16 protein-coding genes are annotated in these 14,710 nt (G+C 61.7%); 11 read left to right on the forward strand and 5 right to left on the reverse strand.

Going from position 1 to position 14,710, the window contains the following annotated elements:
• Positions 1-139 precede the first annotated feature (139 nt).
• Complete coding sequence (locus ABH922_RS00670) at positions 140-2,683, forward strand: ATP-dependent Clp protease ATP-binding subunit (RefSeq protein WP_424805099.1); 2,544 nt, start codon at positions 140-142, stop codon at positions 2,681-2,683.
• Positions 2,684-2,751: 68 nt separating this feature from the next.
• Here the strand turns inward: ABH922_RS00670 and ABH922_RS00675 are convergent, their stop codons facing one another.
• On the reverse strand, positions 2,752-3,546 hold the full coding sequence (locus ABH922_RS00675) for an LLM class flavin-dependent oxidoreductase (RefSeq protein ID WP_424805100.1): 795 nt from the start codon (positions 3,544-3,546) through the stop codon (positions 2,752-2,754).
• Positions 3,547-3,824: 278 nt separating this feature from the next.
• On the opposite strand from ABH922_RS00675, the gene ABH922_RS00680 reads away from it, so the two are divergent.
• The 6 genes from ABH922_RS00680 (at position 3,825) to ABH922_RS00705 (ending at position 7,749) form a co-directional block, all read left to right on the forward strand.
• Complete coding sequence (locus ABH922_RS00680) at positions 3,825-4,124, forward strand: hypothetical protein (RefSeq protein ID WP_424805101.1); 300 nt, start codon at positions 3,825-3,827, stop codon at positions 4,122-4,124.
• An 83-nt stretch (positions 4,125-4,207) separates the two neighbouring features.
• A complete protein-coding gene (locus tag ABH922_RS00685) occupies positions 4,208-5,134 on the forward strand; it encodes a hypothetical protein (protein WP_424805102.1) in 927 nt (308 codons plus the stop codon).
• A complete protein-coding gene (locus ABH922_RS00690) occupies positions 5,134-6,114 on the forward strand; it encodes a hypothetical protein (RefSeq protein ID WP_424805103.1) in 981 nt (326 codons plus the stop codon). Before ABH922_RS00685 ends, ABH922_RS00690 begins: the two co-directional genes overlap by 1 nt.
• Positions 6,107-6,646, forward strand: coding sequence for an LpqN/LpqT family lipoprotein (locus tag ABH922_RS00695; protein WP_424805104.1), 540 nt, complete (start codon positions 6,107-6,109; stop codon positions 6,644-6,646). The genes ABH922_RS00690 and ABH922_RS00695 overlap by 8 nt, the downstream gene beginning before the upstream one ends.
• Positions 6,647-6,735: 89 nt before the next feature.
• Positions 6,736-7,218 carry a nucleoside deaminase gene (locus ABH922_RS00700; protein WP_424805105.1) on the forward strand — a complete coding sequence of 161 codons (483 nt, stop codon included), beginning with the start codon at positions 6,736-6,738 and terminating at the stop codon, positions 7,216-7,218.
• A 96-nt stretch (positions 7,219-7,314) separates the two neighbouring features.
• Entirely contained in the window at positions 7,315-7,749 is a 435-nt protein-coding gene (locus tag ABH922_RS00705) for an OsmC family protein (RefSeq protein WP_424805106.1), read from the forward strand.
• Here ABH922_RS00705 and ABH922_RS00710 read toward each other — a convergent pair.
• Complete coding sequence (locus tag ABH922_RS00710; RefSeq protein ID WP_424805107.1) at positions 7,724-8,206, reverse strand: hypothetical protein; 483 nt, start codon at positions 8,204-8,206, stop codon at positions 7,724-7,726. The two genes, ABH922_RS00705 and ABH922_RS00710, sit on opposite strands and share 26 nt — an antisense overlap.
• Positions 8,203-8,757 carry a DUF4352 domain-containing protein gene (locus ABH922_RS00715; RefSeq protein ID WP_424805108.1) on the reverse strand — a complete coding sequence of 185 codons (555 nt, stop codon included), beginning with the start codon at positions 8,755-8,757 and terminating at the stop codon, positions 8,203-8,205. The genes ABH922_RS00710 and ABH922_RS00715 overlap by 4 nt, the downstream gene beginning before the upstream one ends.
• Positions 8,758-8,884: 127 nt before the next feature.
• On the opposite strand from ABH922_RS00715, the gene ABH922_RS00720 reads away from it, so the two are divergent.
• From ABH922_RS00720 to ABH922_RS00735, 4 genes are all read left to right on the forward strand, one after another.
• The gene (locus ABH922_RS00720; RefSeq protein ID WP_424805109.1) at positions 8,885-10,099 is read left to right on the forward strand and encodes a sensor histidine kinase; all 1,215 of its coding nucleotides are present in this window, start codon (positions 8,885-8,887) and stop codon (positions 10,097-10,099) included.
• Positions 10,100-10,133: 34 nt separating this feature from the next.
• A complete protein-coding gene (locus tag ABH922_RS00725) occupies positions 10,134-10,787 on the forward strand; it encodes a response regulator (RefSeq protein ID WP_424805110.1) in 654 nt (217 codons plus the stop codon).
• A 69-nt stretch (positions 10,788-10,856) separates the two neighbouring features.
• On the forward strand, positions 10,857-11,486 hold the full coding sequence (locus tag ABH922_RS00730) for a DsbA family oxidoreductase (RefSeq protein WP_424805111.1): 630 nt from the start codon (positions 10,857-10,859) through the stop codon (positions 11,484-11,486).
• 377 nt (positions 11,487-11,863) lie between these two features.
• Positions 11,864-13,693 (forward strand): NAD(P)-binding domain-containing protein, encoded by a 1,830-nt coding sequence (locus ABH922_RS00735; RefSeq protein ID WP_424805112.1) that lies wholly within the window; start codon positions 11,864-11,866, stop codon positions 13,691-13,693.
• A 58-nt stretch (positions 13,694-13,751) separates the two neighbouring features.
• On the opposite strand, the gene ABH922_RS00740 is transcribed toward ABH922_RS00735, so the two are convergent.
• On the reverse strand, positions 13,752-14,516 hold the full coding sequence (locus tag ABH922_RS00740; protein WP_424805113.1) for a CbtA family protein: 765 nt from the start codon (positions 14,514-14,516) through the stop codon (positions 13,752-13,754).
• On the reverse strand, positions 14,507-14,701 hold the full coding sequence (locus tag ABH922_RS00745) for a CbtB domain-containing protein (RefSeq protein WP_424805114.1): 195 nt from the start codon (positions 14,699-14,701) through the stop codon (positions 14,507-14,509). The genes ABH922_RS00740 and ABH922_RS00745 overlap by 10 nt, the downstream gene beginning before the upstream one ends.
• Between the last annotated feature and the right edge of the window lie 9 nt (positions 14,702-14,710).

Here is a 14,710-nt window from a genome sequence, read left to right on the forward strand (position 1 = left end):
TCGTGCAACCTTTGTCGATCGTGGACGCCAGTCTGCTCATCGGCAAGGCGATCAGTCTGTAGTGCCGGAGCGAAACGCGGCGACCAGGGACGAGACATCCGGTCTCGAACCTGCAAGCCGGAAAGTGTGAGGGAGAGCGATGTTCGAAAGGTTCACCGATCGCGCGCGGCGCGTTGTCGTCCTGGCGCAAGAAGAAGCCAGGATGCTCAACCACAACTACATCGGCACGGAGCACATTCTTCTCGGCCTCATTCACGAGGGCGAGGGTGTTGCCGCCAAGTCGTTGGAGTCGTTGGGAATCTCCCTCGAGGGAGTCCGCAGCCAGGTCGAGGAGATTATCGGCCAGGGCCAGCAGGCTCCGTCCGGTCACATCCCCTTTACGCCGCGCGCCAAGAAGGTCCTCGAGCTGAGTCTGCGCGAAGCGCTGCAGCTCGGACACAACTACATCGGTACAGAGCACATCCTGCTCGGCCTCATCCGCGAGGGTGAGGGCGTCGCAGCCCAGGTTCTGGTCAAGCTCGGTGCCGATCTCAACCGCGTCCGCCAGCAGGTCATCCAGCTGCTGTCGGGCTACCAGGGCAAGGAACCCACCGAGACCGGTGGTACCCGCGGAGAGGCCGGCACGCCGTCCACCTCGCTGGTGCTCGACCAGTTCGGTCGCAACCTGACGCAAGCTGCCCTCGAAGGCAAGCTTGACCCGGTCATCGGCCGTGCGAAGGAAATCGAGCGCGTGATGCAGGTTCTCTCGCGTCGCACCAAGAACAACCCGGTGCTCATCGGTGAACCCGGTGTCGGTAAGACGGCTGTGGTCGAGGGTCTGGCTCAGGCCATCGTCAACGGCGAAGTTCCCGAGACCCTCAAGGACAAGCAGCTGTACACGCTCGACCTCGGGTCGCTCGTGGCCGGCAGCCGTTACCGCGGTGACTTCGAAGAGCGCCTGAAAAAGGTCCTCAAGGAAATCAACACGCGCGGCGACATCATCCTGTTCATCGACGAGCTGCACACCCTGGTGGGTGCGGGTGCGGCCGAGGGCGCCATCGACGCGGCCTCGATCCTCAAGCCCAAGCTGGCTCGCGGTGAGCTGCAGACCATCGGTGCCACCACTCTCGACGAGTACCGCAAGTACATCGAGAAGGACGCCGCTCTCGAGCGTCGTTTCCAGCCGGTTCAGGTCGGCGAGCCCAGCGTCGAGCACACCATCGAGATCCTCAAGGGTTTGCGCGACCGTTACGAAGCACACCATCGGGTGTCCATCACCGACGGCGCACTCGTGGCAGCCGCAACGCTGGCCGACCGCTACATCAACGACCGGTTCCTGCCGGACAAGGCGATCGACCTCATCGACGAGGCGGGCGCGCGAATGCGCATCCGTCGGATGACTGCACCGCCGGACCTGCGCGAATTCGACGATCGCATCGCCGACGCACGCCGCGAGAAGGAATCCGCGATCGACGCACAGGACTTCGAGAAGGCTGCGAACCTGCGCGACAAGGAGAAGACCCTCGTCGCTCAGCGCGGTGAGCGTGAGAAGCAGTGGCGTGCGGGAGACCTCGACGTCATCGCCGAGGTCGACGACGAGCAGATTGCCGAGGTTCTGGGCAACTGGACCGGCATCCCCGTCTTCAAGCTCACCGAGGAGGAGACCACCCGTCTGCTCCGTATGGAAGAAGAGCTGCACAAGCGGATCATCGGCCAGGAAGAGGCGGTCAAGTCCGTCTCCAAGGCAATCCGTCGTACGCGTGCAGGTCTGAAGGATCCCAAGCGTCCCTCTGGCTCGTTCATCTTCGCCGGTCCGTCAGGCGTCGGTAAGACCGAGCTGGCGAAGTCGCTCGCCAACTTCCTGTTCGGTGACGACGACGCACTGATCCAGATCGACATGGGCGAGTTCCACGATCGCTTCACCGCTTCGCGTCTGTTCGGTGCCCCTCCCGGGTACGTCGGATACGAAGAGGGCGGCCAGCTCACCGAGAAGGTCCGTCGTAAGCCGTTCTCCGTTGTACTGTTCGACGAGATCGAGAAGGCTCACCAGGAGATCTACAACACCCTCCTGCAGGTTCTCGAAGACGGTCGTCTCACCGACGGACAGGGGCGCATGGTCGACTTCAAGAACACGGTGCTGATCTTCACGTCCAACCTCGGTACGTCCGACATCTCGAAGGCGGTCGGCCTGGGCTTCAGCTCGGGAACCGGCACGGAGTCGAACTACGAGCGGATGAAGCTCAAGGTGCACGACGAGCTGAAGAAGCATTTCCGTCCCGAGTTCTTGAACCGTATCGACGACATCGTCGTCTTCCACCAGCTCACGAACGAGCAGATCGTCCAGATGGTCGACCTCATGCTTGCTCGCGTCGAGGTGGCGCTCAAGAACAAGGACATGGCGATGGAGGTCACCGAGAAGGCCAAGTCGCTGCTGGCCAAGCGCGGATTCGATCCGGTACTCGGTGCGCGGCCGCTGCGCCGCACCATCCAGCGCGAGATCGAAGACCAGATGTCGGAGAAGATCCTCTTCGGGGAGATCGGACCTGGTCATATCGTGCTCGTCGACGTCGAGAACTGGGACGGCGAGGGCGCAGGCGAGGATGCGAAGTTCACGTTCACGCCCACCAAGAAGTCCATCGACGTTCCCGACGCCCTGCCGGTGGAGCTCTCGAAGGCAAGTGAGAGCGAAAGCGCCGCAGAGTAATACACAGCAGTAGACGAGAGCGGGCGGTATCCGAAAGGGTGCCGCCCGCTCTCGTACGTATGTGCGTGTCAGGTCAATCGTTTCATCACGGGAGCAAAGACATCCGTGAGTGACGACGGCACGATGATCTCGTCGACGCCCCATCGCGTGTACAGACCCTCGAGTAGTTCTGCCGCCACGGCCGGGTCCGCGTCCAGTAGGCCGACCGCGCCGACTTCTCGTAGTTCGGTGTCGGTCATGCCGGTCATCCGTCGTACCCAACCGTCGACGTGATCGCCGATCCCGCCGATCTGAAATGTGAGTGGAATATTCGGGTTGGTGCTCGACCTGATCACGTCGACCATCGAATGTAGCTGTGCCTCGGTGGCTTGTGGCTGTGCCGCGAGCCCGATTCGGTCGGCGTACCCGGCCGCAGCGATCAGAGCCTTCGGTCCGCCCGCTGTGACGATCACCGGAGGTGCTGGATCAACAGACTCACGCACGATCTGCACCGTCTCCGCGACCTGCGCGCGCCGTTCGGGCGCCGAGCCCCACGGCAGCCCGGCTGCCGCCGCTTCCGCTGCGGCGTCGGGTCTTCCAGAGCTGATACCGAGTTCGAATCGACCGTCCGAGAGATTTTGCAACGCATCGACTTCACGGACAGTTGTCGCCGCGGTGCGGGTAGGTGCCGCCAACACCCACGAGCGCAATTTGACTGACTTGGTCACGACGGCGGCGGCTGCGAGATATGGAAACGGTGACGGAGTTACGTAGGTGTCGGGGAGAAGGATCGTGGAGTATCCGAGTCCTTCGGCGCGCTGTGCTTCGTCTGTCCACGCCTGCCCGCCTGCGGGGAAGGTTATGTAAGCGAAGGTAAATGGCATGGTGATCAACAGCTTTCGATAGGTTTACGAAGTGTTACCGTTCCGAATGCGAGTTGGTGCGTTGTCGATCGATACCGCTTGCGGCCCAGTCCGCGTTCGGTGTCCTGAAGTGGGAGATGATCGACCCGAATGCGCAGCACGATCCCAGTACAGCTTCGTCCGGTTCTCGGTATCGGTCAACTCATGGGTGGTTCACTTCGGTCATTTCCGACGACCGGAAACATCGAGTCCGGTCTGTTATTCTCGCCGGGGGGTGGGTTCGAGTTAGAGGGGGAATCGTGACGCTGCAGGTTGATCCGGAGATGTTGAGGGCTTTTGCGCAGACGGTCGAAAGTGCGGCTGGTGGACTGGAAAACACCGATGTCACCACCGCGTTTTCTGTCGTCGAAGACGCGCTGCCCGGAACCGATTTGCGGGCGTCCGTCGAGCTAGGTTGTGGTGCGGCGATACTGGCGCTCGAAAACATGTGTGAACGTTTACGTGTTGTTGCCGATATCGCAGACGGAGTGGCAGACGACTACCGGATCACCGAGGACGACTTTGCCATGAAGCTCCGCATGATGGACGTACCTTCGTGACGCTCACTGTTCCGGACGTGACTTGCTGGGATTCAAATGCACTGCAGAACAGTGCAAATGGATTGGTCGCACTGGCACAGAGAGTGGAAGAGTCGATTCACGAAATTGTCGTCGAGCAGGATTCGCTTGTCGGCGCGTGGACAGGCGCGGGTGCTCGAGCTGCCGCAGCGCGGGTGATGGGTGAAAAGCGCCTGGCGGACCGCGTAACGTCGTCATTGCGGGCGCTCGCGAACGACTACAGCTCGGGCGTGGGGGCTTTGGAAGCCGCGAGGGAACATCTGCTGTCGTTAACCATCGACGTCACCCGCCGCGGGTTCACGGTGCGGGACAACGGAGTCGTCGATGCCAGTGAAAAGCTTGCACAATTCCCGAAAGAGCCTGCGGTGCAAGTTGAACTGGCGAGGATGCGGATCGAGAAGGAAGCGTGTGAGGCGACGATCAAAGTGGTCGAAGCTTTGAAGGAATGTGATTCGATTGCCACTGCCGCCATCGGGATGATTCGTGCATCGACGGATCTGCTCGAGCGGTCTGCTCAGGCGGCCACTCCTGGCGAGGTGGTGGTGCGAGACGACGGAGGATTTTCCTGGCGTCCCGATGTGCCGGCAACGGCTGCAGCGTCGGTGGTCGGTGTGATGACCGATGCGACGGGGCGTGGCTTGGCGAGTGGGGCGGCATCTGTAGGTGACGATGTCGCCCGGTCGATCGGGAAGGGTCTCGGCCCGTTCGGAGCGGTACTGGGTGCTGTACCCGCGATTGCCAACGACATCAACGGGGGAATGGATCCCACCAAAGCCGTTGTGTCCGAGGGTGCGGGGGCGGGGGTTGGGCTGTGGTTCGGTGGTGTGTCGGGCAGCTTTTTGTCGAGTGCTGCGGCGGGGGCACTGGGAGGATCGGCGGTTGCACCTGGGGTCGGGACCGCAGTGGGTTTCGTGGCCGGGGCTGTCGTTTCCGGTGGCGTGGCCTTTGGTGTGTCGAAGGGCGTGCAATTCGTGTGGGACACGATCTTCTGATGGCAAACGAAGTGCTTTCTGAAATCAGAAGAAAGATCTCTGACGAAAAATATTATCCGTATTGGCCCCAATCTATACGCTACCCGTTCATTTTTGTTTTTCTGTGCTTTGTTGCGCTCTCCATTCTTGCTCTGCGAGCACTGGTTCGAGATGGTTTGCACGAAAATCATACTGTTGTTATCTCGACCGTATTGATTTTGGTTGCAGTGGCGGGAGGATCTGCCGCATTATGGTCCGCAGGTTTTCGCTACTTCGGACTTTCGAAGAGAATTGCGGCTACGCGTTCGACGAAGTACGGTTCGGGTGTGGTGATCCCAGCGAACAGAGCTGTCGATGCGATGATTGCCTTACTTGTGTTGGTTGGGGTATACGGGCTGACATCTGCATACTTGCACTACACGAGTGCATCGATGTCACTATTGCCGTTTGGCCGCGACACATCGAGTGGTGCCAATTACATGGCTGTTCTCGGTAGTCTCGCATGCGCCTTGGCTATTTTGTTCTTGGCATTTCGCTCGAATACCGATTATCGACTGTATTCGGACGGGATGGAGAGGAATGTTCGCGCAGGGCGACTGTCGGTGATGAAAGGAAGGAAATCTTTTATCCGTTGGGAGAGTATCGACCTCGTTCTTACTCAACGTTCAATCGGTTACTCTGGCGTCGAAACTCGAAACAATCAGATGAAGATAACTACGACGAGCGACATTATTCATTCAAGAATGATGAAGCGTGAATCATTGACAGAAATCACTGTTCAGGTGAGCCTTCTTCCCGTTGAACCTAATGCCTTGACAAGTCTGATCAGATACATGAAAGATCATCCCGAGTACAGATACATGCTCGGCGAACCGAATGCTCGTGAGTTGCTGCGTCCGTTGCCGTTACGTGAGCGCTTCCGGCGTGCGAGACAAGCGAAGTCGTCGACTGGACCAGGCTGCCGTCCTACCGATCAGTCGGAGAGGTCGACCGATGTTTGACGGGACATCGAGTCCTCGAACGATCGCTGAATATCTGTCCGGTAGGGGTGTCGAGTGCATACCCGTGGTCGCGGACCCATCGTCTGGCACCGTTGCGTCGACGGTGCTCCTACCGGGATGGATCGCGGCCCCGACCGGATCGTTTCCAGCGGCGCAGCAAGTTCTGGTCAATCCGTCACATGGGGAGTCTGGGTGGGTTTCGAATGCAGTCCTACTTCACGGGCGACTATCTGAACACGTACCCGCGGACGAATTGCTCGAGTGTGCTCGTGCTGATGCCAGAGGGTTGCCGTCGTGGATGGAATTCGAGACGAGCAGTGCGCAGTTCCGCGGGCAAGCAGCATTTTTCATTCGTGGGATCTACTCGATCGAGGACTTGATGCTCGATGCCACGTCTCGCTACGTCGTTACCGAAAGTAGTTCCGGGCAATACCTGACCCAGTTGACCGTTACGGTTCCTGCGGCTGTCTACGACGAAGTGGCGGTGGACGTTTCAGTGTTCAATCTTGCACTGAACATTCAAGTGCGGTAACGCGATTTCGGTGATCGGTAAGAAACTGGCTCTCGGCAGATAGAGTCTGCGGACATGCACGGTGTGGCGACGGACGAAGAGGTTCAGCGGTGACGGACGAGACGGAGATGAGGCACCTTCGTCGGTGCGTCGAACTTGCGGAGGAAGCGTTGGGTGCAGGCGACGAGCCTTTCGGCTCCGTGTTGGTCGCTGCGGACGGTACGGTACTTGCGGAGGACCGTAATCGTGTCGGAGTGGGTGACGAGACCCGCCATCCCGAGTTCGAGCTGGCCCGGTGGGCGGCGGCCCACCTGACAGTGGACGAGCGTTCGGCATCAACGGTATTCACATCAGGTGAGCATTGCCCGATGTGTTCGGCTGCGCACGCCTGGGTGGGGTTGGGAAGGATCGTCTACATCTGCTCGGCCGACCAACTCGGCGGCTGGTTGGCGGACTGGGGTGTCGAACCCGCTCCTGTGCGCGCTCTGACGATCAACGAGGTGGCACCGAACATTCCCGTGCAAGGTCCGGTGGCGGAGTTGGTGGACCAGGTTCGTGCTCTGCACCTGGCCCTCCATCAACGGAAGAGGTGATTGTTCGGTCTCGCATAGGTGTGACTTCACATCCCCCGGGTACGGTCGAGGGGTAAGGCGTACATCGCACCAGCGAAGACGGAAGTGGAGACAACAATGCCAACTCGTACCGCACGCACCGCCTGGAACGGCACCCTCGAAGCTGGATCGGGGCAGGTCGAGCTCACCAGTTCCGGTGTGGCTACGTTCGACGTGTCGTTTCCCAAGCGTGCTGCTGACGAAGCCGGTGGCACTACCAGCCCGGAAGAGTTGATCGCCGCTGCGCACTCGTCGTGCTACGCGATGCAGCTGTCCGCGTTGATCGCCGAGGCAGGCGGAACGCCGCAGAGCCTCGACATCACCGCCGACGTATCGTTGGGCCCGGACACCGTCGGATTCAAGCTCACTGGCATCAAGCTCACCGTTCGCGCGGAGGTCGACGGCCTCGACGCCGCCGGTTTCGCGAAGGTGGCGCAGGACGCGAAGGAAACATGTCCGATCAGCAAGGCACTGACCGGCGTCGAGATCACCTTAGACGCGGCGCTGGACTGATTCTGCCGGTTTCGGGCGCCGAGACCGGCGCCCGAAACCGTCTGCGGGAGATGACGAGAGCGCTCCCTGCCAGGACCGGCAGTACCCACAGATCCGTCACGTCGCGGTAGACGAGGATCGGTGTGAGGTCGCCGGAGAAACCGGCGAGGACGTACCGTAGAACCCCGATCGCGTACTCGTAGGCATCACCAACCACCGGAACCAGCTTCACCGCGGCAAAGCCGGCACCGGTGACGGCGATGGACCAGACGATCGCTGCACGACCAACAATGCTGCGAGTGCTGATCTCGAGAATCGAGAGCATCAGGAACGGAAACACGAACACCCCAGCGACGTCGGAAAGCTTGCCCGTCAACACGTTTCCGTACACACCTTTGAGTACGTGGTCGTTGAGTAGAAGCACCCCGACGGATGCCAGTGCCCAGGGACTCAGCAGCAGATCGCCCGGCCGGGTCATGACAGGTTGATGGTGGCGGAGCCGGACGAGAACAGGTTGCACTTGAACTGCAGGCGCAGCCCGGTTGCGGCCTCCGGAACCTCGTAGGCGAGTTCACCTCGCCGAGCGGCCCCTGGCGCGAGTTCGCCGTCGACACCGGCGGTGGAGCTGCCGGTGATGGTCATGTTGTACGACTTGTTGGTCGAATCCTGCAGCTCGAAGCACATGATGGACGACACCGTCGACGGCTTGCTGCCGTTGTTGGTCACCTCGGTGTCGACGACGACGTACCGGTTGCCGGCGGCGGGGGTGATGAAGTCGTTGGTCGAGACGTACGGGTCGACGACGCCGTGGACCTGGACACGCCAGTCGCCGAGTTCGACGACGTCGCCGACCCCGAAGGCTGCGGCAGGTGCCGACGACGAGCCGTTGTCGTCGACTTTCTCGGCGGTGTCGCTCTCGCCGGACGCGATGGTGGCGAACAGGGTTGCGCCGACGGCGAGGACGAGGAGGGGGGTGCGGGAGAGATCGCATGGTATGCGCCTTTCGGAAGTTGGTATGGCACAAGTCAACGATGTGACGGGTGTCCGGCGCGTCAGTCGAATGATCGGCTCGCCTCCTCCTTTCGGTCGGAATTGACGGCTCTGTCCATCCGTTAGCCGGATTCGTCGAGTCGGTGTCGCTCGATACTCTTTCTCGATGATCAGCACCAGAGGAAATGCCGTGCGGCGACGCGTATGGACCACTGTCGCCGTTACGTTCAGCATCTTCTGCTCGATCATGACGGCGAGTCTGGCTGGGTCCTCCGGAAACATCCCGGTGTGGAACGTCGCCCTCGGATTCGTGTTGAGCGCGGCCGGCGGGATCGCGCTGGTGTGGCGACACCAGCAGCCGTGGCCGGTGTTGGCGATGACGCTGATCGGCCCGCTGTTCTTCGCGACGGATGCAACGGCATCGCTCATTGCCCTGTTTGCGGTAGCCGCGTTCGCGCGCGGACTCCGGCTGGCGGGGGCGGCGGCTGCCGTGTTCGTGGTGTGCGGAATATCGTTGACCTACGACGCTTTTCGTAGTCGGGAGTTCTCGGTCCTGACGATGGGTACTCGGACACCCGAGGACGGTAGCGAGCTCGTCCACTACGACGTCGCACTGTGGATCCCGTGGGTATCGGCTGCGGTGATGGTCGGAATCGTCGTGGCGCTCTCGCTCCTCGCTCGTACCAAGTCAGCTCTCGTGGAAGCCGAGCACGTCCGAGATCTGGCCACCGAGAAAACGGATGTGCTGCGGGAGGAGATGATCCGAGCGGAGGAGCGAACCCGCATCGCCCGGGACATGCACGACACCATTGCCGCAAGTTTGAGCCGGATCTCGCTGTTCGCAGGTGGGTTGCAGGTCAATGCCGCCGACAACCCCGAGAAGGTGGTCAACACCGCGGCGATGATCCGGACCACCGCACACGAGGCGTTGGACGAACTCAAAGGCATCGTCGGCGTCCTTCGCGGGAACGGGGATCGTCGTGAGCACGGTGGACATCAGGGAATCGATGCTCTCGGCGACCTGGTCAACGGCGCTCGCGCCGCGGGAATACACTGCCGGCTCGAAGCCGAACTGCTACCCGGTGACGTCGGCATGTTGGCAGGTCACGTCTGCTATCGCGTCGTGCAGGAGGCGCTCACCAACGTCCAGAAGTACGCGAGCGATCAGATCCTCGTCATCTCCGTCCAAGGCTCACCACACGAGGGAATCCGCATACGTGCTCGTAACAAGCTCAGTGATCGTCCACCGATGACGTCGAACGGATCGCGCTCAGGTCTGCGGGGGTTGGCCGAGCAGGCTCGTGACATCGGGGGCAAAGTGGAGGCAGGCGTGATCGGTGAGGACTTTCTGGTCACCTGCTGGGTCCCCTGGTCCTCGTAGCGTTGTCGGCGCTCCTGGGTAATCTGAGCGCACCATGGACACCGACCCGCGTATCACCGTGCTGATCGTCGACGACGATCCTTTCGTTCGCCACGGTATGAAAGACATTCTCCAGGCTGCGCCGGACATCGTGGTGGTGGCGGAGGCAGAGGACGGAGATCAGGTCGCAGGCAAAGTGATCCGCTTCCGGCCGCACGTGGTGCTGATGGACCTGAAGATGGCGCGCGTCGGCGGGTTGGACGCGACCCGCGAATTGATGACCATGCCCAAGGCGCCGAAAGTCATCGCGATGACGGCGTTCGACGTCGACGACATGGTGGTCCGCGCCGTCGAGGCCGGGGCGCACAGCTTCTTGAGCAAGAGCGAAGCGCCGCAAGCATTTCAACAGGCAGTGCGGGTAGTGGCTGCCGATCACGCATTGTTCAGCCGGGAGTCGATCCGGGCGATAGTGGCGGCGACCCCGCGCCCACCGGTGCGCGATCAGGCTCCACTGGCTGTTCTCACCGAGCGTGAACGCGAAGTCCTCGAATTGTTGGCGACGGGGCTCGGTAACGCAGACATCGCGGCGCAGCTGTACCTCGGTGAAACCACCGTCAAAACCCACGTGTCGTCGACGTTCGCCAAACTGGGCGTGTCCAACCGGGTCAGTGCGTCACTGGTTGCGTACCGCTGCGGTCTGGTCGTGTGACGGGGACTAATCCCACCCCTGTTCGTTGTTGCACCTTCGGTGACCGATCAAATCGTGATTGACCAAGACGTGACCATCGAAGTGTGGTCGGATATCGCCTGTCCGTGGTGCTACATCGGCAAGACGAAGTTCCTCGCGGCTCTGGATCGTTTCGAGAACAAGGACCGTGTCAACGTTATCTGGCGTTCGTACCAGCTGGCACCCGAGACTCCGGTGGGGGAGGGCCGTACCGAACTCGACGCACTCGTCGAGATGAAGGGCATGGCACCGGATCAGGTTCGGCAGATGTTCGGGCACGTGACCACGACGGCCGCGGAGGTCGGGCTGACGCTGAACTTCGAGACGGCGATCGCAGCCAACACCTTCGACGCGCACCGGTTGCTGCACCTGGCCGGCGACAAGCAGGACGCTCTCCTCGAGGCGCTCTTCCAGGCGCACTTTCGAGACGGGAAGGTCATCGACGACCGTGAGGTGCTGACAGAACTGGCTGCGAGCGTCGGACTCGACGCGGACACCGTACGCGAACAACTCGACTCCGATGCCGCTGTCGAGGCTGTCCGCGAGGACCTGTCGACGGCCCGACAGCTTCAGGTGAGCGGCGTCCCGTTCTTCGTCGCGAATCGTGCGATCGCGGTGTCCGGAGCTCAACCCGAAGAGGTGTTCCTGCAGCTGCTCACTCAGGCCTCCGAACCCGCCTGAGACGAACGCACGGCCGGAGCACGAGAGAGCGGCAACAGCTGCAGTTCGCTCGCCGGTAGGGCCGGCGTGACGGCGGCGTGGTCCACGAATCGACAGGCCTGCGCGACGACGATTCGCGCGAGGTTCTTTCGCAGCGTCAACTTGGCCGACATTTCGGGCGATGGATCGCATTTTCCGCCAGGTCATTTCCGGGTGAGTTGGGAAACCCATCCGCTTCGGGTGGCCGCGTGCAGTGACGCCGCCGGACTGTTCACCGGCGAGCCCACTCTCCGCTCGGCGATGATCACAAGTGCGCACATTGCAACCGACTGCAACGCTTGTGACCCCCACCACTTCTGATGTGTGCTGTGTATCACATTCACAAAGAAGGAGAAGTGATGACGCAAACCATCGAACCCGCAGTTGCACCTGGGCTCACGGCTGTAACACCTCAGGAGCGCGTCGACGCGTGGTTGGCGGATTTCGAGGCGGCGCTTGCAGCTCGTGACATCGAGCGAGTTGTAGGCAAGTTCGCACTCGACAGCTTCTGGCGTGACCTAGTCTCGTTCACCTGGAACATCAAGACCGTCGAGGGGCGCGAGCAGATCGCCGACATGCTCACCGACCGTCTCGCGGACACCGATCCGTCCGGATTTCACACCACCGAGACACCCGACGAAGCCGATGGGGTCACTTCTGCCTGGATCGCGTTCGAGACGGCAACCGGCCGGGCGCACGGACACCTTCGTCTCAAGGGCGACGAGGGCTGGACCCTGCTTACGTCGTTGCAGGAACTGAAAGGGCACGAGGAAGGCAAAGGCACCCGTCGCCCGCGTGGCGCGAAGCACGGCGCTGACCCGAATCGCATCACCTGGGCGGAGGAGAAGGAGATCGAGGACCGCGAACTCGGTTACACCACACAGCCGTACGTGGTGATAGTCGGCGGCGGGCAGGGTGGCATCGCGCTCGGTGCACGGATGCGTCAGCTCGGGGTTCCGGCAATCGTGATCGACAGTCATGCGCGCCCCGGTGATCAGTGGCGTGGCCGCTACAAGTCCCTGTGCCTGCACGACCCGGTCTGGTACGACCACCTGCCGTACATGCCCTTCCCCGAGAACTGGCCGGTGTTCGCTCCCAAGGACAAGATCGGCGACTGGCTCGAGATGTACACCAAGGTCATGGAGGTTCCGTACTGGAGCTCCACCACCTGCACCTCCGCGTCGTTCGACGAGAAGACGCAGGAATGGACCGTCGAGGTCAACCGTAACGGCGAGCAGTTGACGTTGCGTCCCAAGCAGTTGGTGATGGCGACCGGCATGTCCGGCAAGGCGAACGTCCCGACGTTCCCCGGTCAGGACAAGTTCCTCGGCGATCAGCACCACTCGAGCAAGCACCCCGGCCCGGATCAGTACGTGGGCAAGAAGGTCGTCGTCATCGGCGCGAACAACTCCTCGCACGACATCTGCGGCGCCCTGTGGGAGAACGGCGTCGACGTCACGATGGTGCAGCGCAGCTCGACGCACATCGTGAAGTCGGATTCCCTCATGGACCTCGGTCTGGGCGATCTGTACTCGGAGCGCGCACTGGCCGCCGGGATGACCACGCACAAGGCGGATCTGACCTTCGGTTCGCTGCCGTATCGGATCATGCACGAATTCCAGATCCCCGTCTACGACGCCATCCGCGAGCGCGACAAGGACTTCTACGATCGTCTCGAGAAGGCCGGCTTCGACCACGACTGGGGCGACGACGGCTCGGGCTTGTTCATGAAGTACCTACGACGCGGGTCGGGCTACTACATCGACGTCGGTGCAGCCGAACTCGTTGCCAACGGTGACATCAAGCTTGCCCACGGCAACATCCGTGAACTCACCGAGAACAGCGTGATCCTCGAAGACGGCACGGAACTGCCTGCCGACGTGGTGGTCTACGCAACCGGTTACGGCTCTATGAACGGGTGGGTGGCAGATCTGATAGGTCAGGACACCGCCGACAAGGTCGGCAAGGTGTGGGGCCTCGGCTCGGACACGACCAAGGATCCGGGGCCGTGGGAGGGTGAGCAGCGCAACATGTGGAAGCCGACGCAGCAGGAAGCGCTGTGGTTCCACGGCGGAAATCTGCATCAGTCGCGCCATTACTCGCTGTACCTGGCCCTGCAGTTGAAGGCCCGTTACGAGGGGATCCCGACCCCGGTCTACGGACTTCAGGAAGTACATCACCTGACCTAAAAACTGCTGTGCGCCTTTGTCAACCCCCGAGGGTTGACAAAGGCGCACAGCAAACGGGTCAGCGGACCGCGAACTTGCGAGCGATCTCGGAGTTCTTGGTGGCCCGGTCGGTCAGGAAAGCGAAGGCCAACCCCAGCACCAGCCAGAGCGTTGCCTGGGTGGCGAGGGACGAGAGTCGGAACTCCCAGAGCAGGGTGGCCGGGAAGTCGGAGCCCACCTCGTTGACGCCGGGAAGTGAGATGTATCCGATCGCGACGATCACCAGGAAAGCTGCGACCGGAGCGGCGATGCGCACGGACAGGAACTCGTGTCCGGCGACGGCTTTCGCGGCAGCTGCGGCAGCGGTGACGGCCAGCAGTCCGAGGATCACGGCAGCGAGCCACAAGAGGGTTCGCTGGTTGATGGTGTCGGGATCACCGACGGCCGGAGGATTGGCCGGGTACTTGAAGAACGGTACGGCCTCGATGGCCAACCAGCCTCCGACGGCGATGATGATCGCCAGTAGCGGTCCAGACATTGTGGTGATTCGACGACCGTAGTGGGCGACGACGGCGAAGATCGCTCCCAGCGCGAGCCCGGCCAGCGAGGTGGCCAGGAACAGGCCGCCACGTTGGCCGTCGCGACTGACTAGCGGGGCTTCTTCGTCACCGTGGGTGTGACCGGCGGATCCGTCGGCAGCACTGTCGGCCTCTTCGATCGCGATGGCGGCATTGACGTGCGGCTCACCGAGCACGAACGCGACACCGCCGGCAAGGATGCCTGCGATCAAACCGGCCAACAAACCACGAATGAGAAGCTTCGTGAAATTGTCGACTAGTGGCACGGCAGGCCCATCAGGTGGCGTCCGTCGTGCATGAGTTCATGCATGTACATGCCGGTACGAGATATCGCGCCCTGGTCGAATCCGACCACGTAGAGCGCGAGCATCGAGAGCAGCACCACGGCTGCGGCGATCCAAGCGAGTCGAGCCGAGTCGATCGACGAATCGGGAGAATAGGCGAGAGCCATCGAAGCCTC

Source organism: Rhodococcus sp. 27YEA15, from assembly GCF_049739425.1.
GTDB lineage: Bacteria > Actinomycetota > Actinomycetes > Mycobacteriales > Mycobacteriaceae > Rhodococcus_F.

Excerpts from the sequence above, each read along its gene's own strand:
- ABH922_RS00670 (WP_424805099.1), top strand. The coding sequence starts at position 140 with ATGTTCGAAAGGTTCACCGATCGCGCGCGGCGCGTTGTCGTCCTGGCG.
- ABH922_RS00675 (WP_424805100.1), bottom strand. The coding sequence starts at position 3,546 with ATGCCATTTACCTTCGCTTACATAACCTTCCCCGCAGGCGGGCAGGCG.
- ABH922_RS00690 (WP_424805103.1), top strand. The coding sequence starts at position 5,134 with ATGGCAAACGAAGTGCTTTCTGAAATCAGAAGAAAGATCTCTGACGAA.
- ABH922_RS00695 (WP_424805104.1), top strand. The coding sequence starts at position 6,107 with ATGTTTGACGGGACATCGAGTCCTCGAACGATCGCTGAATATCTGTCC.
- ABH922_RS00705 (WP_424805106.1), top strand. The coding sequence starts at position 7,315 with ATGCCAACTCGTACCGCACGCACCGCCTGGAACGGCACCCTCGAAGCT.
- ABH922_RS00710 (WP_424805107.1), bottom strand. The coding sequence starts at position 8,206 with ATGACCCGGCCGGGCGATCTGCTGCTGAGTCCCTGGGCACTGGCATCC.
- ABH922_RS00720 (WP_424805109.1), top strand. The coding sequence starts at position 8,885 with ATGATCAGCACCAGAGGAAATGCCGTGCGGCGACGCGTATGGACCACT.
- ABH922_RS00725 (WP_424805110.1), top strand. The coding sequence starts at position 10,134 with ATGGACACCGACCCGCGTATCACCGTGCTGATCGTCGACGACGATCCT.
- ABH922_RS00735 (WP_424805112.1), top strand. The coding sequence starts at position 11,864 with ATGACGCAAACCATCGAACCCGCAGTTGCACCTGGGCTCACGGCTGTA.
- ABH922_RS00745 (WP_424805114.1), bottom strand. The coding sequence starts at position 14,701 with ATGGCTCTCGCCTATTCTCCCGATTCGTCGATCGACTCGGCTCGACTC.